This window comes from Pseudoalteromonas sp. BMB, from assembly GCF_001709235.1.
GTDB classification, from domain to species: domain Bacteria; phylum Pseudomonadota; class Gammaproteobacteria; order Enterobacterales; family Alteromonadaceae; genus Pseudoalteromonas; species Pseudoalteromonas maricaloris.
The window spans coordinates 34,878-61,396 of record NZ_MBQA01000204.1 but is presented as its reverse complement, the minus strand read 5'-3'; the positions used below and the strand labels follow the sequence as shown (position 1 = coordinate 61,396).

27 protein-coding genes and 1 riboswitch are annotated in these 26,519 nt (G+C 44.4%); of the genes, 20 read left to right on the top strand and 7 right to left on the bottom strand.

What is annotated here, in order from left to right; genetic code table 11:
- The 17 genes from BB427_RS20775 (at nucleotide 1) to ung (ending at nucleotide 14,560) form a co-directional block, all read left to right on the top strand.
- Nucleotides 1-1,203 carry an NADH:ubiquinone reductase (Na(+)-transporting) subunit B gene (locus BB427_RS20775; protein ID WP_069022997.1) on the top strand — a complete coding sequence of 401 codons (1,203 nt, stop codon included), beginning with the start codon at nucleotides 1-3 and terminating at the stop codon, nucleotides 1,201-1,203.
- Entirely contained in the window at nucleotides 1,193-1,942 is a 750-nt protein-coding gene (locus tag BB427_RS20770; protein ID WP_010606098.1) for a Na(+)-translocating NADH-quinone reductase subunit C, read from the top strand. Before BB427_RS20775 ends, BB427_RS20770 begins: the two co-directional genes overlap by 11 nt.
- Nucleotides 1,942-2,574, top strand: a complete 633-nt coding sequence (locus BB427_RS20765) for an NADH:ubiquinone reductase (Na(+)-transporting) subunit D (RefSeq protein WP_010606099.1) — start codon at nucleotides 1,942-1,944, stop codon at nucleotides 2,572-2,574. The genes BB427_RS20770 and BB427_RS20765 overlap by 1 nt, the downstream gene beginning before the upstream one ends.
- A 10-nt stretch (nucleotides 2,575-2,584) precedes the next feature.
- Complete coding sequence (gene nqrE, locus BB427_RS20760) at nucleotides 2,585-3,193, top strand: NADH:ubiquinone reductase (Na(+)-transporting) subunit E (RefSeq protein WP_045987684.1); 609 nt, start codon at nucleotides 2,585-2,587, stop codon at nucleotides 3,191-3,193.
- A 20-nt stretch (nucleotides 3,194-3,213) separates the two neighbouring features.
- On the top strand, nucleotides 3,214-4,440 hold the full coding sequence (gene nqrF / locus BB427_RS20755) for an NADH:ubiquinone reductase (Na(+)-transporting) subunit F (RefSeq protein WP_010372196.1): 1,227 nt from the start codon (nucleotides 3,214-3,216) through the stop codon (nucleotides 4,438-4,440).
- Between the two features lie 108 nt (nucleotides 4,441-4,548).
- Nucleotides 4,549-5,580 (top strand): FAD:protein FMN transferase, encoded by a 1,032-nt coding sequence (locus BB427_RS20750; protein WP_069022995.1) that lies wholly within the window; start codon nucleotides 4,549-4,551, stop codon nucleotides 5,578-5,580.
- A 100-nt stretch (nucleotides 5,581-5,680) separates the two neighbouring features.
- A complete protein-coding gene (gene nqrM / locus BB427_RS20745) occupies nucleotides 5,681-5,893 on the top strand; it encodes a (Na+)-NQR maturation NqrM (RefSeq protein WP_010372193.1) in 213 nt (70 codons plus the stop codon).
- An 80-nt stretch (nucleotides 5,894-5,973) separates the two neighbouring features.
- On the top strand, nucleotides 5,974-6,573 hold the full coding sequence (locus tag BB427_RS20740; RefSeq protein ID WP_069022993.1) for a histidine phosphatase family protein: 600 nt from the start codon (nucleotides 5,974-5,976) through the stop codon (nucleotides 6,571-6,573).
- 18 nt (nucleotides 6,574-6,591) lie between these two features.
- Nucleotides 6,592-6,719, top strand: a riboswitch (cobalamin riboswitch).
- A gap of 69 nt (nucleotides 6,720-6,788) precedes the next feature.
- Complete coding sequence (locus BB427_RS20735) at nucleotides 6,789-7,586, top strand: ABC transporter ATP-binding protein (protein ID WP_069022991.1); 798 nt, start codon at nucleotides 6,789-6,791, stop codon at nucleotides 7,584-7,586.
- Complete coding sequence (locus BB427_RS20730) at nucleotides 7,583-8,608, top strand: FecCD family ABC transporter permease (protein ID WP_045987679.1); 1,026 nt, start codon at nucleotides 7,583-7,585, stop codon at nucleotides 8,606-8,608. Before BB427_RS20735 ends, BB427_RS20730 begins: the two co-directional genes overlap by 4 nt.
- A complete protein-coding gene (gene cobT / locus BB427_RS20725; protein WP_069022989.1) occupies nucleotides 8,601-9,656 on the top strand; it encodes a nicotinate-nucleotide--dimethylbenzimidazole phosphoribosyltransferase in 1,056 nt (351 codons plus the stop codon). The genes BB427_RS20730 and cobT overlap by 8 nt, the downstream gene beginning before the upstream one ends.
- The gene (locus BB427_RS20720; protein WP_069022987.1) at nucleotides 9,656-10,438 is read left to right on the top strand and encodes an adenosylcobinamide-GDP ribazoletransferase; all 783 of its coding nucleotides are present in this window, start codon (nucleotides 9,656-9,658) and stop codon (nucleotides 10,436-10,438) included. Before cobT ends, BB427_RS20720 begins: the two co-directional genes overlap by 1 nt.
- Nucleotides 10,438-10,977, top strand: a complete 540-nt coding sequence (gene cobU, locus BB427_RS20715) for a bifunctional adenosylcobinamide kinase/adenosylcobinamide-phosphate guanylyltransferase (protein ID WP_069022985.1) — start codon at nucleotides 10,438-10,440, stop codon at nucleotides 10,975-10,977. The genes BB427_RS20720 and cobU overlap by 1 nt, the downstream gene beginning before the upstream one ends.
- Nucleotides 10,974-12,446, top strand: coding sequence for a cobyric acid synthase (locus BB427_RS20710; RefSeq protein ID WP_069022983.1), 1,473 nt, complete (start codon nucleotides 10,974-10,976; stop codon nucleotides 12,444-12,446). The genes cobU and BB427_RS20710 overlap by 4 nt, the downstream gene beginning before the upstream one ends.
- A 1-nt stretch (nucleotide 12,447) precedes the next feature.
- A complete protein-coding gene (gene cobO, locus BB427_RS20705) occupies nucleotides 12,448-13,044 on the top strand; it encodes a cob(I)yrinic acid a,c-diamide adenosyltransferase (protein WP_010606109.1) in 597 nt (198 codons plus the stop codon).
- Nucleotides 13,044-13,895 carry a cobalamin-binding protein gene (locus BB427_RS20700; protein ID WP_069022981.1) on the top strand — a complete coding sequence of 284 codons (852 nt, stop codon included), beginning with the start codon at nucleotides 13,044-13,046 and terminating at the stop codon, nucleotides 13,893-13,895. The genes cobO and BB427_RS20700 overlap by 1 nt, the downstream gene beginning before the upstream one ends.
- Nucleotides 13,892-14,560 carry a uracil-DNA glycosylase gene (gene ung, locus BB427_RS20695; protein WP_039493728.1) on the top strand — a complete coding sequence of 223 codons (669 nt, stop codon included), beginning with the start codon at nucleotides 13,892-13,894 and terminating at the stop codon, nucleotides 14,558-14,560. Before BB427_RS20700 ends, ung begins: the two co-directional genes overlap by 4 nt.
- 196 nt (nucleotides 14,561-14,756) lie before the next feature.
- On the opposite strand, the gene BB427_RS20690 is transcribed toward ung, so the two are convergent.
- Nucleotides 14,757-14,948: a DUF3545 family protein gene (locus tag BB427_RS20690; RefSeq protein ID WP_010372168.1), complete on the bottom strand. Its 192-nt coding sequence runs from the start codon at nucleotides 14,946-14,948 to the stop codon at nucleotides 14,757-14,759.
- A 405-nt stretch (nucleotides 14,949-15,353) separates the two neighbouring features.
- Nucleotides 15,354-16,304: a transaldolase gene (gene tal / locus BB427_RS20685; protein WP_045964644.1), complete on the bottom strand. Its 951-nt coding sequence runs from the start codon at nucleotides 16,302-16,304 to the stop codon at nucleotides 15,354-15,356.
- 272 nt (nucleotides 16,305-16,576) lie between these two features.
- Between tal and yaaA the strand changes: the two genes are divergently transcribed.
- Nucleotides 16,577-17,353, top strand: coding sequence for a peroxide stress protein YaaA (yaaA, locus tag BB427_RS20680; protein WP_069022979.1), 777 nt, complete (start codon nucleotides 16,577-16,579; stop codon nucleotides 17,351-17,353).
- Nucleotides 17,350-17,628, top strand: coding sequence for a hypothetical protein (locus BB427_RS24255; protein WP_130163554.1), 279 nt, complete (start codon nucleotides 17,350-17,352; stop codon nucleotides 17,626-17,628). The genes yaaA and BB427_RS24255 overlap by 4 nt, the downstream gene beginning before the upstream one ends.
- A gap of 9 nt (nucleotides 17,629-17,637) precedes the next feature.
- Here BB427_RS24255 and BB427_RS20675 read toward each other — a convergent pair whose 3' ends face one another.
- The 5 genes from BB427_RS20675 to BB427_RS20655 form a co-directional block, all read right to left on the bottom strand.
- Entirely contained in the window at nucleotides 17,638-18,423 is a 786-nt protein-coding gene (locus BB427_RS20675; RefSeq protein ID WP_069022977.1) for a hypothetical protein, read from the bottom strand.
- Between the two features lie 59 nt (nucleotides 18,424-18,482).
- Entirely contained in the window at nucleotides 18,483-20,462 is a 1,980-nt protein-coding gene (locus tag BB427_RS20670; protein ID WP_045988952.1) for a flavohemoglobin expression-modulating QEGLA motif protein, read from the bottom strand.
- Nucleotides 20,446-21,492, bottom strand: coding sequence for a glutathione synthase (gshB, locus tag BB427_RS20665; protein ID WP_010372154.1), 1,047 nt, complete (start codon nucleotides 21,490-21,492; stop codon nucleotides 20,446-20,448). Before gshB ends, BB427_RS20670 begins: the two co-directional genes overlap by 17 nt.
- Before the next feature lie 147 nt (nucleotides 21,493-21,639).
- Complete coding sequence (locus BB427_RS20660; protein ID WP_069022975.1) at nucleotides 21,640-23,280, bottom strand: methyl-accepting chemotaxis protein; 1,641 nt, start codon at nucleotides 23,278-23,280, stop codon at nucleotides 21,640-21,642.
- 375 nt (nucleotides 23,281-23,655) lie between these two features.
- Nucleotides 23,656-25,887, bottom strand: coding sequence for a S9 family peptidase (locus BB427_RS20655; protein WP_069022973.1), 2,232 nt, complete (start codon nucleotides 25,885-25,887; stop codon nucleotides 23,656-23,658).
- A gap of 112 nt (nucleotides 25,888-25,999) precedes the next feature.
- On the opposite strand from BB427_RS20655, the gene BB427_RS20650 reads away from it, so the two are divergent.
- Entirely contained in the window at nucleotides 26,000-26,392 is a 393-nt protein-coding gene (locus tag BB427_RS20650; RefSeq protein WP_069022971.1) for an HIT domain-containing protein, read from the top strand.
- Nucleotides 26,393-26,519 lie beyond the last annotated feature (127 nt).

Below are 26,519 nucleotides of genomic sequence, written 5' to 3'. Positions count from 1 at the left end.
ATGGCCTTAAAGAAATTTTTAGAAGACATTGAACCTCACTTTGAACCTGGTGGTAAACACGAGAAGTGGTACGCGCTTTATGAAGCCGTAGCAACTATCTTCTATACTCCTGGTTATGTAAACAAAGGTGCAACGCACGTTCGCGATAACATCGACCTAAAACGTATTATGATTTTAGTGTGGATGGCGACGTTCCCAGCAATGTTCTTTGGTATGTTCAACATCGGTCACCAAGCTGCGCTTGCACTAGGTAACGGTTTTGAGCTTGCTAATACTTGGCAGGTAGCTATCTTCCAAGCACTTGGTGGTGAATTAACCGCTGATGCCGGGTGGGGCGCCAAAACGTTCTACGGTGCGTGCTTCTTCTTGCCTATCTATGCAACCGTGTTTGCGGTTGGTGGCTTCTGGGAAGTGTTATTCGCGTCAGTTCGTAAGCACGAAGTAAACGAAGGCTTCTTTGTAACCTCGGTTCTATTTGCGCTTATCCTGCCTGCAACAATTCCGTTATGGCAAGCTGCTTTAGGTATTACGTTCGGTGTAGTTGTTGCGAAAGAGATCTTCGGTGGTACAGGTCGTAACTTCTTAAACCCAGCGCTTGCAGGTCGTGCGTTCTTATTCTTCGCATACCCAGCTGATATCTCTGGTGACACAGTGTGGACTGCTGTTGACTCATTCTCTGGTGCAACTTATCTAGGTCAAGCTAGCGCAGGTTCACTAGACTACAGCAATATGGACCTTTGGTTTAATGCGTTTTATGGCTTTATCCAAGGTTCTGTTGGTGAAACGTCGACCTTAGCTATTTTATTGGGTGGTTTGTTCCTCATTTATGTTCGTATTGCATCATGGCGCATTGTACTGGGCACATTCATCGGTATGGTTGTGATGTCATTTGTTCTAAATGCAATCGGTTCTGAAACTAATGCTGCGTTTGCAATGCCTTGGCATTGGCACTTAGTACTTGGTGGTTTCGCATTTGGTATGTTCTTTATGGCAACAGACCCTGTATCTGCGTCTTTCACAGACAAAGGTAAGTGGTTATACGGTGCGCTAATCGGTGTAATGGTTGTGCTTATCCGTGTTGTTAACCCGGCATATCCAGAGGGCATGATGTTGGCAATCCTATTCGCTAACCTTTTTGCTCCACTATTCGACCACTTCGTAGTGCAGTCTAATGTGAAGAGGAGATTGGCACGTGTCAACTAAGAATGAATCAATGGGCAAAACGCTCGGCGTAGTTGTTGGCTTATGTTTAGTGTGTGCAATCGTAGTATCTTTTGCTTCGGTTCAGCTTCGCCCTATGCAGCAAGCAAACAAAAACGAAGATATTCAACGTAACATTTTAGCCGTTGCTGGCTACGATAAAGTTAAAAACGTGTCTGAAGTTTTTAACCAAAATATCGAATCACGTGTTGTTAGTCTTAAAACAGGTGAGTTTGTAGAAGACGTTAAAGCGGAATCTTTTGACTTTGAAGCGACTAAGTTTGATGCCAAACGTAGTTACAAACTTTCAAAAGCAGAAGACAAAGCGGGTATTCAACGTATCACGAATAACTCTCCAGTTTATTTCGCAAAAGATGACCAAGGTAAAGTGTCTACTATCATTCTACCAATTCAAGGTTACGGCCTTTGGGGTGTGATGTATGGCTTCCTTGCGCTAGAAGCTGATGGTGAGACGATTAAGTCAATCAACTTTTATAAGCACAGCGAAACTCCAGGTCTTGGTGGTGAAATCCAAAATCCTAAGTGGACTGCACTTTGGGATGGTAAAGAGCTTCCTATCGACGTAGTTAAAGGTAGTGCTGGCGGTAACGAACACAAGGTAGATGGTCTATCTGGTGCAACACTTACTTCTAACGGTGTTGATCACACAGTTGATTTCTGGACAAGCGACAAAGCGTTTGGTCCATTCCTTGCGAAAGTACGTAAAGGAGCATTGAACTAATGGCTAATGCAAAAGAAATGAAGGAAGTCTTGTTTGGTCCTGTTTTTGCGAACAACCCGATTGCACTACAAGTGTTGGGTATCTGTTCTGCATTAGCGGTAACATCAAGCCTTAAAAATGCACTTATCATGTCAATCGCGTTGACATTGGTTACTGCGTTTTCAAGTTTATTTATCTCAATGATCCGTAATCACATTCCTTCAAGTGTGCGTATCATTGTCCAAATGACGATTATTGCATCTTTAGTAATCGTTGTAGACCAAGTGCTTCAAGCCGTTGTTTACTCAACAGCAAAAGAACTATCAACGTTCATCGGCCTTATCATTACTAACTGTATCGTAATGGGTCGTGCAGAAGCATATGCAATGAAGTCGCCACCAACAATGTCATTCCTTGACGGTATTGGTAACGGCTTAGGTTACTCTGTTGTACTTCTAACAGTTGGCTTTATCCGTGAACTATTTGGTGCAGGTACATTGTTTGGCGTTGAAATCCTTCCACTTATTTCTGAAGGTGGTTGGTATCAGCCTATGGGTCTACTAGTTATGCCATTCAGCTCGTTCTTTATTGTTGGTTCTTTCATTTGGGTACTTCGTACTTGGAAGAAAGAGCAAGTAGAAGCGAAGGCATAAGGGGAGAGAGATGGAACAGTATATTAGTTTATTCGTTAAAGCGGTTTTCATTGAAAACTTAGCTTTATCTTTCTTCTTAGGTATGTGTACTTTCTTGGCGGTATCTAAGAAAGTAACAACGTCGCTAGGTCTAGGTATTGCGGTAGTTGTAGTACTTGGTATCTCTGTACCAGTGAACAACTTAGTTTATCACGCAGTGCTAGCGCCGGGTGCATTAGAGTGGTTAGGTTTTGCAGAAGTAGATCTTAGCTTCCTACGCTTCTTGACGTTTATCGGTGTAATCGCAGCGCTAGTTCAAATTCTAGAAATGACGTTAGATAAGTTCTTCCCTGCGCTATATAACGCACTAGGTATCTTCCTACCGCTAATCACAGTTAACTGTGCGATTTTCGGTGCGGTATCATTCATGGTTGAGCGTAACTTAAACTTCGGTGAATCTGTAGTTTATGGTCTAGGTTCAGGTGTGGGCTGGGCACTTGCTATCGTATTGTTAGCAGGTATTCGTGAGAAGATGAAGTATGCAGACGTTCCTGATGGTTTACGTGGCTTAGGTATTACCTTTGTTACTGTAGGTCTAATGGGCTTTGGCTTCATGTCATTCTCTGGTATTTCACTGTAAGGTAGCGAGGAAACTATACGATGGAAACTATTGTATTAGGCGTAAGCATGTTCATCGCTATCGTTGTGATGCTAGTGCTTATCATCATTGCAGCGAAATCGAAGCTTGTAGCAAGCGGTGACGTTACAATTGATATTAACGGCGATCCTGAAAAAGCGATCAAGACTCCTGCTGGCGGTAAGCTACTAGGTGCACTTGCAAACGCGGGTATTTTCGTATCGTCTGCATGTGGTGGCGGTGGCTCATGTGGTCAGTGTCGCGTACATATTAAAGAGGGTGGTGGTGATATTCTGCCAACCGAACTTGACCACATCTCTAAAGGTGAAGCACGTGAAGGCTGTCGTCTAGCGTGTCAGGTTAACGTTAAAAACGACATGGAAATCGAAGTTGAAGAATCAATCTTCGGTGTTAAAAAGTGGGAATGTACTGTTATCTCTAACGATAATAAAGCAACTTTCATCAAGGAGCTAAAACTAGGCATCCCTGAAGGTGAAGTTGTACCTTTCCGTGCCGGTGGTTACATTCAGATTGAAGCACCAGCTCACCATGTTAAATATGCAGACTATGATATTCCTGAAGAATATCGTGCTGACTGGGAACGTTTTGGTTTCTTTAAGCTAGAGTCTAAAGTTGACGACGAAACGATCCGTGCGTACTCAATGGCTAACTACCCAGAAGAGTTTGGCATCATCATGCTAAACGTACGTATCGCAACTCCGCCGCCAAATAACCTAACATTACCTTGTGGTAAGATGTCATCATACATCTGGTCACTTAAAGAAGGTGATAAGGTTACTATTTCTGGTCCATTCGGTGAATTCTTCGCGAAAGACACAGATGCAGAAATGGTATTTGTTGGTGGTGGTGCTGGTATGGCGCCAATGCGTTCACACATCTTCGATCAGCTTAAGCGTCTTAACTCTAAACGTAAGATGTCTTTCTGGTACGGTGCACGTTCTAAGCGTGAAATGTTCTACGTGGAAGACTTTGACGGTCTAGCTGAAGAAAATGATAACTTCCAATGGCATGTTGCCCTTTCAGATCCTCAACCAGAGGATAACTGGGAAGGTTACACGGGCTTCATTCATAACGTACTTTTTGAAAACTATCTTAAAGACCATGAAGCGCCAGAAGATTGTGAGTTCTACATGTGTGGTCCTCCAATGATGAACGCGGCAGTTATTAACATGCTTAAAGACTTAGGTGTTGAAGACGAAAACATCCTACTTGATGACTTCGGTGGTTAATTAGGTTTCGGTCTAACAATGAACTTAAGTTAGAATATAAGCCCTCCAGCAAAATGCTTTGCTCGAGGGCTTTTTTATACCCGTTGGTACTAAACTCAGGGAATTCTGATGCAAGCAAGTTACGCTTTTTTATCTAGATTTTTTATTATTTCGTTTTTATTCGTTTTTTTAACAGGGTGCCAAGACGCTAAACCTGAAGCCAAGGAAATCGTGCTGACTGGTAAAACCATGGGCACGACTTACAACATCAAGGTATTCCCCGGTGAAAAGCCGCTCGAACAAGCGCAGTTGCACGATGAGGTTGAGCAAGCATTAAAGGTTGTTAATCAATCTATGTCCACCTATATCCCAGATTCTGAGATTAATCAGTTCAATCGTTTAGCCGCAAATACCGTTATGCCTATCAGTGAAGACTTTCGCTTGGTAGTTGCTGAATCTATCCGCCTTGGAAAGTCGACCAAAACGCTTGATGTTACGATGGGACCGCTTATCGACTTGTGGGGGTTTGGTCCTGACAAAAGGCCAACAATGCGTCCGTCACAGGCAGAGTTAGACGATATGCGCACTCGTATCGGTGTTGATAAGCTTATTGTAAATGACCGTGGTCTTGCGAAAACAGTTGCGGGGCTTGAATTATCATTCTCTGCAACCGCTAAAGGTTATGGCATAGATAAGGTCGCTGAGGTGATTGAGAGTCATGATATTCATGACTATATGGTTGAAATCGGTGGCGAGCTTCGCGTTTCTGGCAAGAAGCCGGATGGTGAGTGGCGTATTGCTATCGAGAAACCCGATGCGCCTGTTGGTCAACGCCAAATTCACCGCGTGATAGAGCCCGGCAAAAATGGTATTGCAACTTCAGGAGACTACCGTATTTTTTATGAAATGGACGGTGAAACCTTTACACACCTTATTGACCCTACAACGGGTCGCCCAGTTAAACATGAGCTGGTATCGGTAACGGTACTACATCCATCTGCGATGACGGCTGATGGCCTAGCGACGGCATTGACTGTGATGGGCACCGAGCGTGCAAAGGCGTATGCTACTGAGCATCAACTCCCCGTGTATTTGATGTATAAAAGTCCTGAAGGGATCAAGAGTTACGCGAGTGAAGCTTTTCAGCCGTACTTGAATTAAGCTGTACAACACCCCATAATTTAATTGTGAGTGACGTCATGAAAGCGTATAATTTGCGCGTCGTCACTCAATTCAATGTAGCAATAAAAGGGGCTAGATAATGTCTTTATTCCTCCTTACTTTCGGTTTACTTATGCTTATCGCTGTTGCGATGGCTGTAGGCGTTATCGTACAAAAGAAATCCATGGCCAGTAGCTGTGGTGGTTTGGGCTCAATGGGCATTGACAAAATTTGTGATTGCGACGATCCATGCGACAAACGCAAAAAGCGGTTAGCGAAAGAAGAGATGTGGAAAGAAAACCAGATCCTGTAGCCGTAGAATGATATTAATTGAAAACGCAAGCTTAGCTTGCGTTTTTGCTTTTTGGGTAACAAACCTTAGGTTAAGTAAAAATGCAGCGGCAGCTATATTTTGTTCGTCATGGTGAAACGACCCTATCAGGCCATTTACTTGGAGTGACAGATCCCGAACTCAGTACCATAGGCGCTCAGCAATTGCTGCAATCGTTAACGAGTCTAAGTGGCCTGCGGCGTATTATTAGCTCTCCAAGGAAGCGCTGTCTGAATACAGCTAAAGCCTTTGCAAAGCAGTATCAACTCCCCGTTGACGTGGAGCCAAATCTCGCCGAATTTGATTTTGGATTATGGGATGGACAATCCTATGATACGCTTTGGCGAGAAACCCAATCTCCAAGTATTGGCGATTTTTGGCACAACCCTTGGCTGCACACGCCTCCTGAGGGTGAGTCTATGTATGATTTTCATCATCGGGTTGCCACATGGTGGCACAGCATTTTGGCGTCGCCAAGTGAAGAGTGTACCGCCGTCGTAGCACATGCTGGAGTAATAAAAGCGCTTGTAGCACTTATTCTTGACCTATCGCCTGAGCTTACTGCATACCAATCGAAGATAGATATTCCTTATGCGGGTATAGTAAAAGTTGAGGTGTTTTACGACAGCTGCCAAACTGCTTGGCCAAAAGTTGTATTTTAGACGTCTAGACTTCATAATGTTGCAAATTTCGTGATAGGCAGATATTGGGAATGAGGTGTGAGTCCTCAACTGTCCCCGCAACTGTAAGTGTATGAGCCTTGTCTCTTGCATAAGTCAGATACCAAGGCCTATCCATATACTTAAGCGGGCAGACTTAAGTCAAAGTTGTCGCTTCTCTATAAGCTACTACTTTGCCGTGCCCAATCAGAGGTGCTATGGCAGTCACTCCACAATTTCAAGTCGATAAACTTAGCGTACAGCTTGGTGGTAAAGCCATCTTAAAGGCACTCAGCTTTGCTATTAATTCGGGTGAATTTATTGGTTTGCTCGGACCGAATGGTGCTGGAAAGTCGACTTTGCTGCGCACTTTATATCAATACACAGCACCAAGTTCTGGGGCGCTACTTTTCAATGATAAGCCGCTAGCTAGTTATGGACGTAAAGCCTACGCGAGACATGTTGCTGTGGTGCTACAAGAGATCTCCGCTGAGTTTACTCTGCCATTATTTGATATGGTATTGATGGGGCTAACACCGAACAAATCACTGCTCGCGACAACGACGGCTGCTGAAAAACAGGCAATCTTACATGCCATTGAGCAAGTTGGATTGAGCCATAAGTTAGAGCAATGTTTTAGCTCCTTGTCTGGTGGGGAGAAGCAAAGAGCAATGATCGCACGTGCCATGGTGCAAGCGCCTCAAGTATTGATAATGGATGAGCCCACCAGCCATTTGGACATTAAATATCAAATCCAAATTATGGAGCTGGCCAAACAGCTTGGTGTTACTATTATTGCGTCTTTTCACGACTTAAATTTGGCTAGCGCCTTGTGCGACCGCTTATTAGTATTAAATAACGGTGAGCTTGTTGCAGATGGGTCGCCACTTGAAGTCATTACCGAAAGCCTATTAAGCCAAGTTTTTGGGGTATGCGCAGAGGTTTCTACTGTCTGCCATCCGCCAAATAACAGTGAGATCCCACATATACGCTTTTATTACGGGTATCAATTATGATTGCCGCAAAGCGGATCGCGTTGATATCGATACTGCTATTGAGCTTGTGCTGTTTTAGCATGCTGATGGCACTTAAGATCGGTGCGATTGATTTATCTTGGCATACGGTTATACAAGCGATTATTAATTTCGATCCCAACGTACTTCAACAGCGGGTGGTAGTTGAACTTCGTCTGCCACGGACGTTACTGGCGATGAGCGCGGGAGCAGGACTGGCGATAGCGGGTCTTATTTTGCAAACCGTGACGCGTAACCCTCTAGCTGATCCTTATTTATTTGGTATTTCTTCAGGTGCTTCATTTGGTGTGGTGGTGCTTATCGCGCTATTTGGTGCACAGTCTAGCCTAATGATGTCTGGGGCTGCATTTGTCGGAAGTTTGCTGTCTATCTTGCTACTTTTATTTGTGGCAAATCGCAATGCGCTACAGCAGGTGGAAACTATGCTCTTGGCGGGCGTCGCACTTTCTTTTCTGTTCAGTGCCTTTACCAGCTTATTGCTTTATTGGAGTGATCCTCAAGCCATCAGTGCAATCTTGTTTTGGAATCTAGGCTCGTTTGCAAGGGCGAGCTGGCAATGGCTATGGCTTCCATGTTTGGTCGTGCTACTGAGTTTTATCACGCTTTTAGTGATGCGTCGGCCACTCAACGCCTTGTTGCTCGGAGATGAGAGTGCCACCACGCTTGGCGTGAATGTAGGACGAGTGCGAATAGGTATGTTGTTATTGAGCTCCTTACTCACCGCAGTACTTGTGGCTGCGTGCGGCGGAGTCGGATTTGTAGGCTTGATGATCCCGCATATCGTGCGCTTTTTTATCTCGCAAGCAAAGGTGATTGGGCTTGTGGCCACCGCGCTGTGCGGTTCGCTTTTGATGCTATGGGTGGACGTATTGTCGCGCACGCTTATCGATAATCAGGAACTTCCTGTGGGTGTGATCACCGCCGCCATTGGCAGCGTGTTCTTCTTAGCATTGCTTATTTTCAAAAATCGCCGCTCTGGAGGCGTCGGAGTTACCCATGGTTAAACCGTTAGATACTCGCTTAAACACGCTTATTCAACAGCGCATTGACTTAAAAACCAAACCGCTAGGTGCGCTAGGTAAGCTTGAAGCCTTGGCTGCGCAGCTAGTACAGATCTTCTCACAAGGGCAGACGCAATTAGACATAGAGCAGTTAGCAATAACACGCCCTGCAATGTTTGTTTTTGCGGGTGACCATGGTATTGCAAGCCATGGGGTTTCTATTGCGCCAAGCGAAGTGACTGGGCAAATGGTTGCAAACTTTGTGCAGGGGGGGGCCGCGATCAACGTCTTTTGTCGGCAACTTGGTTGGCAGTTAACCGTAGTAGACTGTGGCACATTAGTGCCATGCGAGCCTGCGCCGCATTTGCGCTCACAGCGACTTGGCGATATTACTCATGCCTTCCATAAACAGTCCGCGATGAGCGAAATGCAGCTCAAGCAAGGACTTGAATATGGAGAGCAAGTGGTGATGTCCGCTATTGAAGCGGGTAGCAACGTGATTGCTTTTGGTGAAATGGGGATTGGCAATACCAGTTCCGCAGCTGCAATTTTAGCGGCGCTCAGCGGGGCGAGTGTGGAATTATGTGTGGGGCGCGGTACAGGCATTGACGATGAAACGCTTTGCAAAAAACGGGCACTTATCAAACAGGCTCTGGAATATCATCAAGATAAGCTTAAGACACCAGAACAAATTTTACAGCGCCTGGGTGGCTTTGAAATTGTGCAAATGGTTGGTGCCATGCAGGCGGTTGCTCGGGCACAAAAAGTAATCATAGTGGATGGCTTTATCTCCACCGCAGCGGCTATGTTGGCAAGTAGAATAGCACCGCATAGTAAGCAATATATGGTGTTTGCTCACGGCTCTATGGAGCAAGGTCATAAGTTAATGTTAGAGCAGTTAAACGCTGAGCCATTACTACATTTAGATATGCGCTTGGGTGAGGGAACGGGCGCCGCTCTAGCGCTACCATTATTACAAGCTGCGCTAGGCTTTTTTTGCGAAATGGCAAGCTTTGCCGATGCCCATGTTACGCAAGTGGTAGACGCATAATGCAGTGGCAACAAGAGTGGCGACTGTTTAAGCTTGCCGTGGTGTTTTTAACGCGGGTGCCAATTCGTTTGGAACCTGCCCCTTCATCTGATGAACTTAACGAAGTGAGTGGTTACTTTGCTTTAGTTGGTTTATTTGTTGGTGGCTTCTCGGCCATACTTGGCTATGTTGCCAGTAGTAGTGTGTCGCTAATGTTCGGCGCCGTCGTTGCACTGGCTGCGAGTATTTTACTTACCGGCGCTTTCCATGAAGATGGTCTTGCCGATGTTTTTGACGGTTTTGGCGGTGGCTGGAGCCGTGAACAAAAGCTTGAGATCATGAAAGATAGCCGTCTTGGTACATACGGTAGTTGTGCGCTGATATTGCTGTTATTGGCCAAATTTTCGCTTTTGACCATGCTCTTTAATGAATTTGCAGTGACACTCGCTGCACTTATTTTAGCCCATAGTCTAAGCCGTGCCTTTGCGGTGTCTTTAATCGGTACACTTAACTATGTACAGGCTGATGAGCTGAGCAAAGTTAAGCCGGTAGCGAAACATCTATCAAGTGCTGCGGCGACTCGCCTTACGCTCACTACCACCGCGATTTTAATTTTCTGTTGGCCATGGCTTGCGCTTTCACTGTTCGACTTGCTGATGCTGTGTACTTGCTTATTTGTGTTAAGACTTGTGTGCATTAAATGGTTTAACGCGCAACTTGGTGGTTACACCGGAGACTGTTTAGGGGCTGCGCAACAACTTGCTGAGCTTGTTATTTTGCTTTTTATTGTGGGTCATCTCTAATGGCACAAATACAGTTAATACTGGGCGGTGCTCGCTCAGGTAAGAGTCGCTTGGCAGAGCAGCGCGCTATTCTATTGTTAGAGCAAGGTGCGGTGAACGAACTTTACTATGTTGCAACTGCAAAAGCCCAAGATGAAGAAATGAAAAGCCGAGTGTTTGCTCACCAGATGCAGCGCGATAGCCGCTGGCAGCTAGTGGAAGAGCCGTGGCATATTGATAAGCTTATTGCTACTGCACGCGAAGGTGCGCTGTTACTTATCGATTGTTTGACCTTATGGCTGAGTTTTGGCTTATGCGAAATGGGTAAGGCCGCGACCGTAGACAAAAAAGAACATTTGCTGGCGGCACTAGAAAGCTGTGCTGCCACTGTTATTTTGGTGAGTAACGAAGTGGGGCATGGGATAATTCCGCTGGGCGAGCTAAGCCGTGAGTTTGTTGATGAGTCTGGTTGGCTCCATCAAGACATTGCTAAAGTAGCCGACAGAGTCGATTTTGTTATTGCAGGCTTGCCACAATGTTTAAAAGGTCAAGACGTATGAAAACCTTAATGGTGCAGGGCACCACGTCGGATGCCGGTAAAAGTACACTGGTTGCGGGACTTTGCCGGGTGCTGCAACGAAAAGGCTTATCGGTTGCGCCTTTTAAGCCGCAAAATATGGCACTAAATAGTGCGGTCACACCTTGCGGCGGTGAAATTGGTCGGGCGCAAGCACTCCAAGCCGAGGCCGCAAAAGTTCCGCTATCCACAGACTTTAATCCTATTTTGCTTAAGCCAAACTCTGACACTGGCGCTCAAGTGATCATTCACGGCAAAGCCATTAGCAATATGGAAGCAGCCGCTTATCATGACTACAAAAAGGTAGCGATGGAGGCCGTACTTTCCTCACATCAACGCCTCAGCGAACAATTTGAGCTGTGCATAGTGGAAGGGGCGGGGAGCCCTGCTGAGATCAATCTGCGTGAAAATGACATTGCCAATATGGGGTTTGCCTGTGAAGTTGCATGCCCCGTGATCATTATCGCTGATATCGACAAAGGCGGGGTGTTCGCACACTTGGTTGGCACACTTGCGCTATTAAGTGACTATGAACAAAGCTTAGTTAAAGGGTTTGTGATCAATCGCTTCCGTGGTGATATTGCGTTATTGCAATCTGGACTTGACTGGCTCGAGCAAAAAACGGGTAAGCCTGTACTTGGTGTATTGCCCTATTTGCATGGCTTAGCGCTTGATGCAGAAGATGCGGTGACGGTGGACAATATCTGTGAACGGGGATCGTTAAGCGTCAGGGTTTTACTACTTCCTCATATTAGCAATCACACCGACTTTGACACCTTGCGCTTAAACCCTGAAGTGGATTTGCGTTATGTACGCTATCAAGAATCTATCGGTCCTTGTGACTTAATCATTCTGCCTGGCAGCAAAAATGTGTTGAGCGATTTAACCTTCTTACGCAAACAGGGTTGGGCAGAAGAAATCAAACGGCACCTGAGGTACGGTGGTAAGGTACTAGGTGTGTGTGGCGGTTTGCAAATGTTAGGTAAGTTCATCAGAGATCCAAATGCGGTGGAATCAACACTCGGTGAAGTCGCTGGACTTGGTCTGGCTGACTTTGAGACCACACTCTCAGAGCAAAAAGTACTGACGCAAGTATCTGGCATTTGCCAATTGAATGAGCAAAGTGCTGAAATTTGTGGTTACGAGATCCATGCAGGGGTTTCTTCTGGAGCGGCACTAGAGGTGCCATTCTTGCGATTTAACACACATCCAAATAACAGTGTGAAAGATGGTTTTATCTCTCGAGATAATCAAATTGCAGCCACCTATTTACATGGTTTATTTGATACGGTCGCCGCCACACAGGCTATCTTGTCTTGGGCCGGTAGTAAGCAAGCGGGCACTGCCGCGATTGATTTAGCGAAGCACAGAGAGCAGCAAATTACGCGTCTTGCCGACAGCTGTGAAGCACATTTAGATTGGCAAAAATTGATGAAAATAATTGAGGAATAACATGAGCGAACAACAAGATAAGTATCAGCAACGACAGCAAAAAGTAAAACAACAAGTTGATGAAAAAATTGCCGCAGCGCAGCAAGAGCAGGGCATTTTACAAGTGATCACGGGTAACGGTAAAGGTAAGTCAACATCTGGTTTTGGCACCGTTGCACGCTGTGTCGGTCATGGTATGAACGCTGCGGTTGTACAATTTATTAAAGGAACCTGGGATTGCGGTGAACGCAATTTGCTCGAAAAAGTCGGCGTGCCATTTGCGGTCATGAAAACGGGCTTTACATGGGAAACACAAAACCGTGAAACTGACACTGCTGCTGCGCAGGCGACGTGGCAGCAAGCAAAAGTATGGCTACAAGATGAAAGCATCGATTTGGTATTGCTTGACGAAATTACGTATATGTTGAGCTATGACTATCTAGATTTGGACGAAGTCATAACGGCGCTAGAAAACCGTCCTACCATGCAATCAGTGATTGTAACTGGGCGCGGTGCACATCGACGCCTGACCGAGCTTGCAGATACCGTGAGCGAAGTGCGTAATGTGAAGCATGCGTTTGAGGCCGGCATTAAGGCGCAAAAAGGGTTTGACTACTGATGCGAAAATTCGCCTTATTTATTGTTCTAGGTTTTGCCTTTAGCGTTAGTGCTAAGCCCGCAGAGCGGATCATCGCGCTTGCGCCTCATATTGTCGAAAATCTTTATGCAATAGGAGCTGGGGAGCGGATTGTAGGCACGGTAGCCTATGCAGATTATCCAGAATCAGCCAAGCAACTGCCCCAAGTTGGTGACTATCAAGGCATTTCGGTTGAGAAAATTTTGGCACTTAAGCCTGATCTGATAATCGCGTGGAAAAATGCAAGTCACGTTCCTATGCTTGAAAAGCTCGAAAGCTTTGGTGTTGACGTGATTTATAGTGAAGCGAAATATCTCGATAAACTACCCGAGGAGTTGCTACGCCTAGGTAAAATTACTGGCTTTGGAGCCCAAGCTCAGCAACAGGCGGATTTATTTACTAAACGTTTAAATGAGCTAAAAGCCCTGTATAAACAAAGCGCTAGCTTAGCTGTATTTTATCAATTGTGGCCATCACCGCTAATGACAGTGGGAGGCGAAAGTTGGTTACAGCAAGTATTTACTGTGTGTAATGTGAAAAATGTTTTTGCCGACGCCACCACGGACTATCCGCAAATTAGCATTGAAAATGTTCTGTTGAAGTCACCACAAGTGATTGTGATCCCTGAAGAAAAGACCAAACAAGAAGTTAAAGCAATTGCATGGCAGCAATGGCCGTCGATCCCTGCGGTAAAGTACCAACAAACTATTTCGGTAGATGCCGATCTGCTCCATCGTTATAGCTATCGTATGCTCGAGGGAATATCGGATTTATGTGGTAAACTCGACGCTTCTCGAAGCCATTATAATATGATGAAAAAAGGTGAAGCATGACAACGTGGAGTGACGTGTTAGGTCAGGAAAAACAACAAGATTACTTTAAGCAAACCATGGATTACGTGGCAGAGCGTCGCGCTCAAGGTATAAATGTGTTTCCGCCCCATGAACAGGTATTTGACGCGTTCAAAGTCACGCCTTTTGATCAGGTTAAAGTGGTGATTTTAGGGCAAGATCCCTATCACGGCCCCAATCAAGCTCATGGTCTATGTTTCTCTGTGTTACCAGGGATTAAGCCGCCACCGTCGTTAAATAATATGTATAAAGAGTTGGTGCAGGATATTGACGGCTTTCGCATACCTAATCACGGCTACCTAATTGACTGGGCTAAACAGGGCGTACTGCTGTTAAATACGGTGTTGACGGTAGAACAAGGCCAAGCCCATTCACATAAGCATTTGGGCTGGGAGCGCTTTACAGATGTAGTGATTGAAAGGCTGAATGCCCACAGCGAAGGTGTGATTTTCTTACTCTGGGGCTCACACGCCCAGAAAAAGGGTAAGAGCATAGACACAAACCGTCACCATGTTTTACACGCACCACACCCTTCGCCGCTCTCAGCACATCGCGGCTTTTTTGGTAGTGGCCATTTTAGCAAAACTAATCAGCTGCTCACCCAAATGGGTAAGCAGCCAATCGATTGGCGATTGGCCGAGTTATAATACCAATTAGTCTTAATACTTGCGCAATTTGAAGGAGTAAATCTGACGCTAACTGCGTTAAAAATTTATTATTTAGAACAACTAAATAGCAAAATTTTTGCCTTGTTATCGACAAGATTTTCTCGCCTCAAAATAGACCACTTAATTAAGCGAATTGGTATAACAACAAAAAAGAGCGCCGTGAAGGGCGCTCTTTTTAGTTAAAATCAAATTCGTCTAAATCAACACTGTCTGCGAAAATATCCAATTCCTGTAGTTCTTTGCGTAGTCGCTGTTTATCTTTTAGCGCTTCAATTTCACGCCATTTTCTTTTTTTGCCCTTAGATGAAGTTTTTTTCCTAGTATCCGGACTTTCTAATAATTCTAATAACTCGTCTAGGGTATCCATGAAAATCTCCTATTGATAAAAACAACCTAAAGTGGCATTTGCTTCGGCTGTTGTTAGCACTACAACTGCAATGACACCGTTGATTTCTTCATACTATTTGGCAAACCTCAATATGAGGAACCGATAAAAGTCTGATAGCTAAAGTACGCTACAAACAACCCCGCGTTGCTTGCTTTTTGTACCAAAACCAGAAAGTAGCGGCATCAATTTTCACTTCAAGTGATATTGATATACCACAGACGGGATAAAAATAAAACACAATTGTGTCTTTTGGGTTAAAACCAAGTGACAGTTTGATGAAGGTCAATTCGGGTGATATCTAGGAGGTGTCAGAAAGGTTTGTATTGAGAGCGATAACAAAAACGCCGCAATATGCGGCGTTTCGAAATCGAATGTTTAAGGCACTTACAGTGCTTTAAAGCGTGCGACTAATGTTTCTTGTGCATCGGCAAATGAGCGAATACCTTCTGCAAGCTTTTCTGTGGCCATTGCGTCTTGGTTATGTAACCAACGGAACTCACTTTCGCTAAGCGCAGCAGGTTTTGCTTTAGGCGCAAAGTCAGCCTCAAGTAGGTAATCTTCGTTTGCAGGCATTGCAGCAAGCTCTTCTAATAGAGAAGGGCTAATCGTGAGCTTATCACAACCCGTTAGGGCTAGAATTTCACCTGTATTTCTGAAGCTGGCGCCCATTACAACGGTTTTATAACCGTGCTGCTTATAGAATTCAAAAATACTACGAACAGATTGTACACCCGGATCTTGTAGTGGGTCAGTTGGTTTTTCTAGGCCGTTGGCAACGTGCCAATCTAGAATACGCCCAACAAATGGTGAAATTAAAAATACGTTTGCATCGGCACATGCACGTGCTTGCGCTTCGCTAAATAGCAACGTTAGGTTACACTTAACACCTTCTTTTTCCAGTGCTTCAGCGGCTTTAATACCTTCCCAAGTCGATGCAATCTTAATCAAGATTTTGTCTTTGCTTACGCCTTGCGCTTCATATAAATTTAATAGCGTTTTTGCTTTTGCGATAGTCGCTTCGGTATCAAAAGATAAACGTGCGTCTACTTCTGTTGAGATATATCCCGGCACAGAGTTTGCGATTTCTTTACCAATCACAACGGCAAAATAGTCACAAGCCAGCGCTAATTGCTTTTCAGCGTCACTTTCATTGGCTTTGGCATAATCCCAAGCTTCTGTTAGATAAGGCTGATAAGCAGGCGTCTCTGCCGCTTTAAGTAAAAGAGAAGGGTTAGTTGTTGCATCCTCTGGCTGTAGCTTGCGGATGGCTTCAATGTCACCGGTGTCAGCGACGATTGATGAATGTTGTTTTAGCCTATCTAATGCTGAAGTCATGTGTTCCTCATTCCAATATTGATAACAGCGAAGTGATATTAGACGCCTTATGTTGCAACACCATTAAATAGCTGAATAGGTCATATGTCCGTATCGGGCGACATATCACACTCGTTATTTAGGGTTATTGTTATATAAGGTCGAGTTGTAAAGCGAAGCTGTACTTTAACAGCGAATTGCTTAAGCCCAAGTGAAAGCGGACAAACACTTGAAGTTACTTGGGGATAGTGTTGAAATTGACATTAATTACTAGCTAAGTCAATAGGCAAACCATGATCACAGTTATCTCTCCAGCGAAAAACCTAGACTATGAAACACCCGCACCAACCAAGATGCACACACAGCCAGAGCTGCTGGAGCATAGCGAGTCACTTATTCAAGTTTGTCGCGATTTATCACCACAGCAGATCGGTAGCTTAATGAAGATAAGCGACAAGCTCGCGGGCTTAAATGCGGCAAGGTTTGCCGAGTGGTCAGAGCCTTTTACACAAGACAATGCTAAGCAAGCTATTTTTGCTTTTAATGGCGATGTGTATGTCGGTTTAGAAGCGCAAAGCCTAACTGAGGCTAATTTAAATTATGCGCAAAATCATTTACGTATCTTATCTGGGCTGTATGGCATCCTAAAACCACTTGACTTAATGCAGGCCTATCGTTTAGAAATGGGTACAAAGTTAAGTAACCCGCGTGGCAAAAACCTGTATGAGTTTTGGGGCACGATTATCGCTGAAAAACTGAATAAGGTCATGGAAGAGGCACAAACACAATACTTGGTAAACTTAGCTTCAAATGAGTACTTTAAAGCGGTAGATAAGAAAGCGCTGAAAGGCGACATTATCACTCCTATCTTTAAAGATTGTAAAAATGGTCAATACAAAGTCATCAGTTTTTACGCGAAAAAAGCGCGCGGTATGATGGCAAGGTATATCATTGAGAACCAAGTATCGGATTTGGAAAGCCTGAAAGCGTTTGATATTGCAGGATACCGCTTTAGTGAAGAAGCAACGCAAAAGGCCCAAGAACCGGTGTTTTTGAGAGCAGAACAATGACAACAAAATTATGGGTAGCAGCAGTGTTCGCCGCTGTGTTTGTTAGCGGCTGTAGTGGACATTTTACAACTAGAGTCAGCAATGTGCCGGTCGATTGCGAAGGTGATTCACGTTCGTGTTCTATGAGCTGTCGCAGAGATTACTCAGATCCGATGCAAGTACAAAACTGTGAGGACAGGTGTTTTCAACAGCAAAATCAATGTCGAGTGGATAGACCAACAGAAGATAAATGGGAAATTACGGACGAAAAACCGACTTATCCCGCTTCCTTCTAATTCACTACGCTACGCGCCTTTGGGTAAGCTCATATAGGCGCGTACAACTCTGTCTCTAAATGCTAAATCCGCTGCTTTTTCGGCAGCTCTGTAAAGTTGGCAAAACCCCTCGGGCTTTCCTGTCTGCAATAAGATGTCATCTAAAGCATCGATGCCAGTTAGGGTCTGCTGCCAGCGAGATACTAGGTTAGTGTCAGGCTCTGGCAGCTGACAGAGGATTTGCTCAGATAACCTAAACTCACTGTTGGTAGCGACTTTGATCATATCGTCATTGGCCGCAGCTAACCAAGTAGCGCCTTTTGCGTTGACACAAATTAACGGTAAATAAGGCGCGATGGCTGGAAAGGCTGTGTTTTTAAACACCTCCACTTGCCAGTAAGCGCGAGCAATCTTCACAAACTGCTCGAAATTAGTGATGGCTGAAAAGCCTGATTGTGCGATGGGTTTGATTTCAACTCTGGGTTTGTTTGCATTCACCGTATCGTTTGCGGTATCTATATACCAATCTCCCACCAACATCGCATTTTGAAAGTACTCATCGCGTAGCGAACCCCATACTTTTTTGAGCTCGGCATTCTCTTTAAGCATGTAATTTCTGAGCACAGATAAACGTTCTGAATTTTGCTTGAGCTCCGTGGTGACGAGTTTAAACATTTCATCGCGAATTTCTAGGCAGCGACCAAGCGGGTAGGGTTTATCTGAAAAATAACTGTACTTTGGTGCAAGCGCAAGATCGGCTTTGAGACGAAGGTTTGCCAGCTCAAAAGCGAGTAAATCTATTTCCTGTTGTGTCAAAACAAAGCCACTGGGTAGATACTAGATGGCACTAGTATAACCACAGTGGCGAATTTGGCCTATTTAATTGAAGAAATTAAATAACTTAGGATTGCATCTGGCTTAGGATCTCGGCTCGTATCCGGCAGATATTTAGGCCTTGTGAATATACCTTGCTCTACTAACGCGTCCAGTGCATCTAAGTGCGCAATGCCCGTTTTACCGAGATATAAATTATCTAAGCTGCGGGTATTGGCAAGCTGCACTATGTCTTTAAAGCCTTTTAAGTAGAGGTGATCTTTAGTAAATCCGCCACCACGGAAGATACGCGTGGTCAGCGCAAAGGCTTCATTGACGTTTAATACACCTGAGTCAGCCAAAAATTCATACACTTGATAGAATTTGTCGCCTTTAAGCAGCATGTTGACCGCAATCACCCTGAGCGCCAATACTTTCAATCGTGTCAAATTTATTTGCCCAGATTGATACTCACGATAGATGGCAAGGCCTTCTTGAGTATAGGTATTGCCGGGTAGACCTAAGTGCAGCACTTTAAGTTGCTGGGCGTCAGCATTTAAGGTCGTGAGCAAGTGCACGCCTATTTCATGCTCTATCAAGGCATTGATATCAAGCTCAGATAACATTGCACTGCTATTTACAAGCAGAAGACGCTTACTATTGTCGACCATTGCTTTGGCAACAAGCTTGCTTGATATAGCGACCTTACAAGGTAAGCCCATGGTCTCAATCGCTTGATTAAAACGTACTAGGGCCTGCTCGGCGGTAATGTCTTTTTTTGGCAAGGTTTCGGTTTCGCGTGCGTGCAGCAAGAAGGTCGCATTATTTATATCGTTGTAATCCGGCTCACCATAATAGCGTAGCGAGTTATACAAAAAGGCTTCGCGACCAATTTGGGTGATCAGTTCGATTTTTGTGGCGTAGCTGTCGATCACTTTACGATATAAATCTTTTACGATCGGATCTTGGATTTTTCCAACGGGCAAGCGATAGAGTTGCTCTTTAAACTCATACGGGTCAATTTTCAGCGGGCGATATTTAAACGCAGGTTGATAATGACGTTTCGAGAAAAAGCGACGTTTCTCTTGTGCGATATTACTTGGGTTAACGTAATGCAGCGTTTCAAGGTTTCTGGCTATGCGGTATAGCGCTGAGTCCACGTTAATCAGCGCAGGGTCAAGCTGCGACGTTGATTTTGCTTTGCGAAGTGGCTTATAGCAGTGATTTTTAGCAAATGTTTTTGCCGTTTTACTCAAAGCAACATGCATGTTGCGCTGTAGTTTTTCAAACACCACAGGGAATAATTCGCCACTGTTTTCGTCCATAAAGACTTTTTTGACTTCCAGCGGTACCACTAAGGTGTTATCAAAGTGGCTGGTAATATATTGCGCTTGATAACCATGGCCCTGAAAGACGGTATTTTCAGCACAATCCACCAGCTGGCCTGCCAGTTTTTTCAGTCCTAGCTGCTTTTTCAGCTCATCTAATACGGCGCGAAAACGCAAGGTATCAAGTTGTGCAGTGCCAATATTAAAGGTTGGTGCATAAGGGTAGCTACGAATTTGATAATTATAGCTGTGCACATCAAATAGCAAGCAGGCACCAAACTTACGCTCAAGCGTGGTTAACAGTGCACTGAGCACACGGTAATAGGCTGCATGCTTTGACAAGCTAACATCTATGTCTGCATTTGGTAGCGCTTGGCTCCACACTTGTTTACCCCATGCTTCTTTGTATATCGCAAGCTCTGGCGCACGGTTAAGATCGTATTCGTAACGTGAGTCACGCGCGATAAGCGTGATGGGTAATGATTCAATCATGCCGTCGGTAAACGGATCTTCCTCTTGTAAACGCTCAGCATCGCTAATGGCGAACAAGCCTTTTAGGCTAGCACGGGTGCGGTGGCCTGCGTGTACAGCAGTGGCGACATAAGGCACGTATTCCCTCACTTCGAGGTGAAAAGCACCTTCAGCAAATTGTCCACTGATGGGTTTGCCGGCTTCAAGCGCGGCAATGATGGCTTGTTCAGATAGCATGAGCATCTTCTATTACTTGACGGAATTGGTTTTTGCGATGCGTTACTAGCTCTTTGGCGTGCACCACACTCTCTACAAAATCGATAACTTGCACTTGCAGCTTACAGCGGTTTAAACGGTTAATACGGGTTATCCCGCCAGGCGAGAGTACATTAACTTCGATAAGCTTGCCGCCTATTACGTCAATGCCAACAAAATACAAACCATCACGCACAAGCTTAGGACCGATATGCTTACATAGCGCTTTTTCTTGGTTAGTGAGTTTGTGTTTCACCACTTTGCCACCGGCATGTACGTTGGCACGCACTTCATTTGCTGCAGGCACACGTTTCATGGCACCAATCGGTTCGCCGTTAAGCATTAGGATGCGAACATCACCCTCGTCGGCACCTTCAACATAATCTTGTAAAATGACGTAGTTGCTGCCTTTACCAGCCTCGTCGCCACCAATATAAAACTCAAGGAGTGAGCTAAAGCTTTGCTTCGCGCGTTTCTCAACGACGATAACACCGCGACCACCAAAACCATCAAGCGGCTTTAAGATCATTTTCTCTTGCTCTGACTCAGAGAATATACGCTCTAAATACTCTTTGTTTTTAGATACATGCGTATTTGGAATAAATTCTCTCGCGATGCCTTGGAAGGATGCCGTGTATAGCTTGTTATTAGCAATGCGCAGGCCATCAATGTCGTTGATGATGAAAGTATCATCACGAACAGAGTCTAAAAAGTTCATCGCTAAGGTATCAAGCGGCGGATTAGCGCGCATAAATATTGCGTCAAAACCTGCCAAAGGAAGCTGTACTTTTTTAAACTCAGCTTTGTTGTAAAAGCTCACGAAGTTATCAGATACTTTTTGGCCCGCAACAAATACATCACAGAAGGCACTAGCAACACTTTCACGAATAGTGAGGTTGTTTACGGTGGTGATGGCAACGACGTGACCGCGCGATACGGCTTCGTGGATAAGTCTTAGCGTGCTGTCGTTTTCAGCTTCTACACGCTCCCAAGGGTACATAATAAAACAGATTTTCACGGGCTATTTTTGCTCAGCAAATAAATTGGCAATATAGCGGTAAAATAGCTTAGACGCTCACGGATTATTTTTATCGACAAGATAAGGAATATCAATCATCTATTGGGCAAGAAGCAGAGCACTGACAGGTGCTCTGCAAGGTGGATATCATACTCTAAAGCGGTTAACTATGTCACTCAATTCGTGACTTGCTCGTGTTAGTTGCTCACTGGTGTTGTTGAGTGAATGTGTGGTATCCAGAGAGTGATGGGTGGAGTCAGAAAGCTGAGCTATTCGCTCATTAACTTCTTGTGCTGCAAGACTCTGCTCGTCGGTGGCTTTGGCGATGTGGGTACTCATATCCGAGATAGCGTCAATAAGGCGCTCAATTTCGGTTAATGCGATATCGGCAAGCTGTACCTGTTCAACCGTTTGCTCCGAGATTTGTTGGCTAATTTTAACAGCTGCTACGGCCTGCTGCGCTTCTTTTTGCAGTCGCTCGATCATGTTGTGGATTTCATCTGTGCTTTGACCTGTACGACTTGCAAGGGTGCGTACTTCATCTGCAACAACAGCAAAGCCTCGTCCTTGTTCACCTGCTCGAGCGGCTTCTATTGCCGCGTTTAATGCAAGTAAATTGGTTTGCTCCGCAATACCTCGAATAACATCGAGCACTGACCCTATATGTTGACTCTCTTGCGCAAGGCTCGTTGTGGTCACGCTCACAGATTGAATTTGCTCCGACAGTTTTTTAATGGCGGCAATAGTTTGAGAAATAGTTTGTTTGCCTTTTTCACTGTAATTGCGCGCGTCTGCGGCAGAATGCTCTGCAGTGTCTGCATTGCTACTGATCTCACGAACTTGCATGGTCATTTGTTCAGCAGCCGTGGCGACTTGGCGGCTATTGTCATTTTGCGACTCAATAAATGCCAAGTTTTCTTCGCCAGCCGCTTTTACCTGATTGGCCAGGGTTTCAACTTCTTTAGCGTTATGGGCCACTGTCGCGATGGAATGACGCATCTTCTCAGTATACAAGTTAAAGTATTTGGCAAGCGCGGTTATCTCATCTTTACCGCTTTCGTCGAGTTGTCGAGTCAAATCGCCTTCGCCTTGAGCGATATCTTTCATCATGTCTTTGGCTTGTTGAATGGGGGTGATGATGCTCTTACCTATGATTGCACTAAATGGGAATAGCAAAATAATAAGCACCGCCATCTCAATTAATAGCAAATTTCGAATGTGTGCAAACTCAGCTTCGATAGTGTCGAGGTACACACCGGAGCCGATGATCCAGCCCCAAGGTGTAAACGCTTTGACGTAAGATATTTTTTCGACAGGGGCTTCTTTACCGGGCTTTGGCCAAAGGTAGGGAACAAACCCCGCACCACTTTTTTCTGCCACTTGTACCATTTCAACGAATAAGCGCTTGCCAGTGGGATCTTTTGATTGGCTGAGATCTTTGCCGTTGAGCTCGCTTTTAAATGGGTGCATCACCATTTTTGGGTGATAGTCGTTGATCCAAAAGTAATTATTACCTTCGTATCGTAAAGCGGCAACGGCATCAAGGGCTGCGGATTTCGCTTGCGCCTCTGGGAGTTTCCCAGATACATATTGTTGATGAAAGTAAGCCACTAAACTATAGGTATTTTCAACAAGGTTTTGAGTTTTATGATATTGCTGCTTTTCGAGAGCATCATACTGTTGCGATAAGCTTACTGCGCTTTGAAGGATAACGCCGATAATAACTACAATGATAAGTAACGCGAGGCGCTGGAAAATGGTGAGATTTCGAAAAAACTGTTTGGACATAACGCAATCCTTATGTCGTTTTTATTATTGAAAGTAGAAGCGCAAACGCCTCATCAATTCATACTAATTAATCTTAGTAGTAATACCAATTGCGTTAATTCTCCAACCAATTTGAAGGGTGAAATACCATATTAGCTTCGTTAAAAATTTCTCATTTAGAACAACTAAATAGCAAAATTTTTGCCTTGCTACTAAAGCTATTTCTCCGCTTCAAATAGCTCATTTACTTAATGCAATTGATATATAACTTGGATAGAACAATAATTTCAGTTTTTCTTAGTCTAGAAGAATAAACAATTAGACCAATGGACTAGAACTAAATGGAGAGAAAAGAAGAAGTGCCCAGCTCATAGGAAGCTGGGCGCTATTAAGTGTTTACTTAGCTTCAACGTCAAAATGACGATTAAAGAAGTCAGTAATGGTTTGATGCAAGTGGGTTTGTACTTTTTTGCCACGCAAGCTGTGCTTCGAGCCTGGATAAGTCATCATTTCAAATGGCTTAACCTCGTCCTGCAACTGCTTAAATAGTTTCGTTGCATGGGTAAATAGTACGTTATCGTCCGCCATACCGTGATAAATCATCAGCGGGCCTTTTAGTCCATCAGCATAAGGGAACACCGCGCTTTGCTCATAGCCCTTAGCATTTGTATCTGGGTGACCCAAGTAACGCTCAGTGTAATGCGTGTCATATAGAGCCCAATCTGTTACTGGCGCACCAGAGACACCAGCTTTAAAGTAGTCGCCTGCTTTAAACATTGTCATCAGCGCCATGTAACCACCATAGCTGTGACCATAAATACCAATACGCTCAGGGTCGACGTACTCTAGTGTACGTAAGAACTCAACGCCTTTAATTTGGTCAGCCACTTCCACTACACCTAAGTGCTTGTAGATTGGATCTTCAAACTTTTTACCACGGTTGTATGAACCTCGGTTATCTAATTGGAAAATCACATAGCCTTGTTGTGCAAGATATTGGAAATACAAGTTTTTGCTACGCCAGCTGTTGGTCACGCGTTGTGCATGAGGTCCGCCATACACGTTCACAATAACCGGATATTTCTTACCGTTTTCAAGCTTTGCTGGCTTAAATAAGCGGTAATACATGGTTTGACCATCTTCCGCTTTAAGCGTGCCATATTCTGGCGTAGCTAGATTGCTCAAATAAGGCGTTAACGGATGTTCGTTATTCAGCGCATTTTCTTCAAGCCAAGTCACAAAGTCACCATTCACTTTTCGTAACGCAACGGCTGGTGGACGGTTTACAGAAGAGCTTTTATCGATAAAGGTGCGGTTATCTTTCGCCAGTACGACACTATGATAGCTGCCTTTTTCGGTAATACGTTTTGCATCACCATCTTTAAAAAGTGGTACGCTGTATAGGTGGCTTTCAAGCGGTGTGTCTTTGCGGCCGGAGAAGTATACGATACCTTTTTTCTCATCGATGCCCTGAAGGCTTTCAACAATCCAATCGCCTTTAGTAATTTGGCGGACAAGTTGGCCATTGGTTCTGTACAGGTAAAGGTGTTTAAAGCCATCGCGCTCAGATGCCCAAACGAAATGCTTTTTGTCCTTTAGGAATTCAAGGTCAAAGTGTAGGTTAATCCAAGTATCACTGGTTTCGGTCAGGGCAACCTGCTGTTTTTTGCTTTTAGTATCGTAAAAGCGCAGTTCCAGTTTTTGCTGTGAGCGATTTTGCCACTGGTATGACAATGTTTTGTTGTCTTTTAACCAATTTGCACGGGCAATATAGATATCTTTATCGTCGCCTAAATCAATCCAATCCACCTTTTGGTCATTGATCTTTACAACACCCAGTTCAATTTCAACGTTAGCAGTACCCGTATATGGATAGCGTTGATTGAATAACTTGACCTCTTCGGCATAGATTTCGTTACGAATGGCTTCTTGAACAGGGCTTTCATCAATGCGTGTGAAGGCGATTTGTTGCTCATCACCCGACCACCAATAGCCCGTCATACGGCTCATCTCTTCTTGAGCAACGAACTCAGCCATGCCGTTTTTAATTACGCCACCGCCGTCTTTAGTTAATTGCGTTTCTTTACCCGATTTAAGGTCAATGGCATAGAGGTTTTGCTCACGAATAAAAGAAACAAAGTTACCTTTTGGTGAGAAGCGAGCGTCGGTTTCGAATGCTTCCGTTTCCGTTAGTTTCTTGCTCTTACCAGAAGCGATTTCATAGTAGTACAAGTCGCCATTGAGTGGGAAAAGTAGCGCTTTGCCATCTTTTGACCATTTGTATTCTAAAATACCACGGCCAAAAATACGTTGACGCTCACGACGTGCTTTTTCTTCATCTGAGAGGTTCTCTGGGCCAGAAAATAGCGCCGCAGAATCTACCAACAAGCGGTTGGTATTGTCTTTTAGATTGTATTCCCAAAGGTCGTAACGGTTATAGTCTTCTTTTTTACCTTGAAGATAAGTAACACGAGAACCGTCAGGAGAAAATTGTAGTTTTACAGGCGCTTTACCTGAAAGAGACGGGTCGTCAAAAAGTCGCTCTAGCGTTAGTTGCTCTGCGCTAACGGTGACAGAGGCAAGCGCTAACGGAAGGGCGATGGTGTAGTGTTTAATGCGAGAGTGCACGGTAGCCACCTTGTTATATTTTTAAAGTCTGATCGGATGGTAATGAAGCCGCTTTGCAATAGCAACAAATTCGGATAGAGTGCCGAGTAAATAGGATTTAAAGAGTTTCACTATGTCATTTGAATTAGCTAAAGAATTACAACGAGACTGTATCTTAATTACCGAGTGGCCGCTGTGTAGCGTATTGTTAATGAATGACTCACAATACCCTTGGTTTATCTTAGTACCTAGGGTTGTGGGCGCGAAAGAAATTATTGATTTACCTGAGTCGCAGCAAGTTCAATTTTGGCAAGAATCGGCCAAGCTGAGTCGTTTGTTACAAGACACCTTTATCCCAGATAAATTAAATGTGGCTGCGCTTGGTAATATGGTGCCGCAACTACATGTGCACCACATCGCACGATTTAAAACCGATATTGCATGGCCAAAACCGGTTTGGGGGCTCTATCCAGCAAAACCCTATAGTGATGAGGAAGTTGAGCAGCTAAAAGCGAGTTTTGCTTAAAGCCTCAAAAAGGCCATTAGACTGTAAACACATCAAGCGCTTTACAAACTTTTAAGCTCTACGTGTTTTGTGTTTATAGCTGAAACTGTTATAACTGAAATTGACTTTTGCCGTTTTAAATCAAGGA

Excerpts from the sequence above, each read along its gene's own strand:
- BB427_RS20650 (WP_069022971.1), top strand. The coding sequence starts at position 26,000 with ATGTCATTTGAATTAGCTAAAGAATTACAACGAGACTGTATCTTAATT.
- cobT (WP_069022989.1), top strand. The coding sequence starts at position 8,601 with ATGGTTAAACCGTTAGATACTCGCTTAAACACGCTTATTCAACAGCGC.
- BB427_RS24255 (WP_130163554.1), top strand. The coding sequence starts at position 17,350 with ATGACAACAAAATTATGGGTAGCAGCAGTGTTCGCCGCTGTGTTTGTT.
- BB427_RS20710 (WP_069022983.1), top strand. The coding sequence starts at position 10,974 with ATGAAAACCTTAATGGTGCAGGGCACCACGTCGGATGCCGGTAAAAGT.
- cobU (WP_069022985.1), top strand. The coding sequence starts at position 10,438 with ATGGCACAAATACAGTTAATACTGGGCGGTGCTCGCTCAGGTAAGAGT.
- nqrM (WP_010372193.1), top strand. The coding sequence starts at position 5,681 with ATGTCTTTATTCCTCCTTACTTTCGGTTTACTTATGCTTATCGCTGTT.
- BB427_RS20775 (WP_069022997.1), top strand. The coding sequence starts at position 1 with ATGGCCTTAAAGAAATTTTTAGAAGACATTGAACCTCACTTTGAACCT.
- nqrE (WP_045987684.1), top strand. The coding sequence starts at position 2,585 with ATGGAACAGTATATTAGTTTATTCGTTAAAGCGGTTTTCATTGAAAAC.
- BB427_RS20690 (WP_010372168.1), bottom strand. The coding sequence starts at position 14,948 with ATGGATACCCTAGACGAGTTATTAGAATTATTAGAAAGTCCGGATACT.
- BB427_RS20735 (WP_069022991.1), top strand. The coding sequence starts at position 6,789 with ATGGCAGTCACTCCACAATTTCAAGTCGATAAACTTAGCGTACAGCTT.
- BB427_RS20730 (WP_045987679.1), top strand. The coding sequence starts at position 7,583 with ATGATTGCCGCAAAGCGGATCGCGTTGATATCGATACTGCTATTGAGC.
- yaaA (WP_069022979.1), top strand. The coding sequence starts at position 16,577 with ATGATCACAGTTATCTCTCCAGCGAAAAACCTAGACTATGAAACACCC.
- cobO (WP_010606109.1), top strand. The coding sequence starts at position 12,448 with ATGAGCGAACAACAAGATAAGTATCAGCAACGACAGCAAAAAGTAAAA.
- BB427_RS20700 (WP_069022981.1), top strand. The coding sequence starts at position 13,044 with ATGCGAAAATTCGCCTTATTTATTGTTCTAGGTTTTGCCTTTAGCGTT.
- BB427_RS20765 (WP_010606099.1), top strand. The coding sequence starts at position 1,942 with ATGGCTAATGCAAAAGAAATGAAGGAAGTCTTGTTTGGTCCTGTTTTT.
- BB427_RS20740 (WP_069022993.1), top strand. The coding sequence starts at position 5,974 with ATGCAGCGGCAGCTATATTTTGTTCGTCATGGTGAAACGACCCTATCA.
- BB427_RS20660 (WP_069022975.1), bottom strand. The coding sequence starts at position 23,280 with ATGTCCAAACAGTTTTTTCGAAATCTCACCATTTTCCAGCGCCTCGCG.
- ung (WP_039493728.1), top strand. The coding sequence starts at position 13,892 with ATGACAACGTGGAGTGACGTGTTAGGTCAGGAAAAACAACAAGATTAC.
- BB427_RS20720 (WP_069022987.1), top strand. The coding sequence starts at position 9,656 with ATGCAGTGGCAACAAGAGTGGCGACTGTTTAAGCTTGCCGTGGTGTTT.
- tal (WP_045964644.1), bottom strand. The coding sequence starts at position 16,304 with ATGACTTCAGCATTAGATAGGCTAAAACAACATTCATCAATCGTCGCT.
- BB427_RS20670 (WP_045988952.1), bottom strand. The coding sequence starts at position 20,462 with ATGCTCATGCTATCTGAACAAGCCATCATTGCCGCGCTTGAAGCCGGC.
- nqrF (WP_010372196.1), top strand. The coding sequence starts at position 3,214 with ATGGAAACTATTGTATTAGGCGTAAGCATGTTCATCGCTATCGTTGTG.
- BB427_RS20750 (WP_069022995.1), top strand. The coding sequence starts at position 4,549 with ATGCAAGCAAGTTACGCTTTTTTATCTAGATTTTTTATTATTTCGTTT.